The 1,826-nt window shown below is 69.5% G+C and carries 2 protein-coding genes; one reads left to right on the top strand and one right to left on the bottom strand.

Annotation, left to right across the window (positions count from 1 at the left end):
• A partial coding sequence (locus tag AC27VN_RS40375; RefSeq protein WP_490880349.1) for an OPT/YSL family transporter occupies positions 1–1,365 on the bottom strand: 1,365 nt, incomplete at its 3' end.
• 38 nt (positions 1,366–1,403) lie between these two features.
• Between AC27VN_RS40375 and AC27VN_RS40370 the strand changes: the two genes are divergently transcribed.
• Positions 1,404–1,826 (top strand): helix-turn-helix domain-containing protein (locus tag AC27VN_RS40370; RefSeq protein ID WP_490880348.1); only part of this gene is annotated, 423 nt, incomplete at its 3' end.

The raw sequence follows: 1,826 nt of genomic DNA, 5'->3' as shown, positions 1-1,826 counted from the left end.
GGCCCACAGCGCGAGGTTGCGCGCGGTGTCGCCCGAGATGCCGGCCTGGATGGCCGCGACGTAGGCCGCGTTGATCGGCGCCGTCTGGTGGTTGGCGAAGAACAGCCGCCAGCTGCAGGCCACGACCACGATCGCCACCGCGAAGCCCACCATGCCGGCGATCATCTGTTCGCGCCGGCCCGCGGTCTCGAAGGCCGTGCCCGAGGTCTCGCCGCGCAGCAGGTGGCCGGCCTTGAGGTCGTAGCCCATGTCGGCAAAGGCCGGCCCGGTGGCGGCCGAGAAGCCCGCTAGCACCACCAGTGCCTCGGGCGGAAAGCCGATCAGGATGCCGATCAGGAGCGAGATCAGCGCCACCGCGAAGGCCGGGAACCAGCCCGAATGCATGGCCGCGATGCCCACGATCAGCTCGTGCACGAAGGCCGCGAAGGTGCCGTAGAGCACGAAGCCCACGAGCATGCCCGGCGACATGCCGTGGTAGACGCCCGTGCCCACGGCCAGCAGCACCATGATCGCGAGGTAGCCGATGCCGCCCAGGCGCAGCGAGCGGCCCAGCGCGCGGGCGCCGCGCGCATCGGGCGCGCCTGCAGTGACGCCGTGCTTCTTCAGCACCACGCGGCCCACTTGCGCCAGCGCCACGATGCCGGCGCCGATCATCATCCCGTGCGGCAGGTAGAGCGCGCCGATGTCGATGCCCGTCAGCGGCAAGGCGTAGCCGCGCACCAGCAGTCCGATGCCGAATGCCGTCATCGCGCCCAGGCCGCCGATCAGCGCCACGCCGAAGGCCGACATCGGCAGCTTGAACACCGCGCCCAGCGCGCCCGTGGCCAGTCCGCCCAGCAGCGGCCAGGTCTGCTTGCCGCCACCGTCGCCGGCCTTGATCGCCTCGGCCGCCGCGATGCCCAGCGGCCACGGGTTCTTCGCGGGGAAGGCCGGCGTGTCGAACATGCGGTAGAGCAGCCAGGCATCGAGCAGCATCGCGAGGCTCACGCCGACCAGCATCGGCACCACCATCTCGGGCAGGCCGAACAGGAACGGGATGCCGATCGGCAGGAACAGGCTGTTGGCCGCGCCGAAGGTGGCCGACGAGATGCTGGTCTGCGCGAGGTTCTGCGCATGCACCGAGCGGAAGCCGCGGAACATGGCCAGCGGCACGCGCGCCAGGGTCATGGCCGCGAGCGCGCCGATCAGCGAGGTGCTCGGCGTGATGCCCAGGCTCGCGAGCATCTGGATGCCGACGATGGCGCCGAACACGCTGAGCACCAGCGTGAGGACCAGGTTGGCCGGTGCCAGGGCCTTGGGGTGCAGCGCGGGCGAGTTGTGGTCGTGCAGCGGCGCGAGCGCCGTGGCCTCGGTATCGATGCTCATCTTTTCAGTAGTTCCATTTTTTGGAACTTGATGCAATAATGTTGAACCGCATCATAGGACCGGTCCGGGCGCTGTCAAGCGCGGTTCACCCGAGCCCGCATCCCGCCCCTGCCTTTGTCGCGCGCCGAACCTATGATTCCCTCGATCCACCGACCCCAGATATGAGCACCCTCGCCAACGCCATGGACGTCCTGAAACTGATCGCGCGCCTGCGCCGCGACATCACGGTGACGGACGTGGTGAACGAGCTGGGCCTGCCCAAGAGCTCGGCCTCGCGCACGCTGAGCATGATGGCCGGCTACGGTTTCCTCGACCGCGATGCCGCCACGCGCGCCTACCGGCCGGGCGGCGTGATCATGGAAGCCTCCTACCACTTCCGCGCCTCGCGCAACGCCGCCTCGCTGGTGGAGGAGGCGCTCGCCGCGCTGGTCGACCAGACCCGCTTCACGGGCTACATCAAC

Source organism: Variovorax sp. 20P10.2.4, from assembly GCF_058244205.1.
This window is presented reverse-complemented; position numbering and strand designations above follow the sequence as displayed.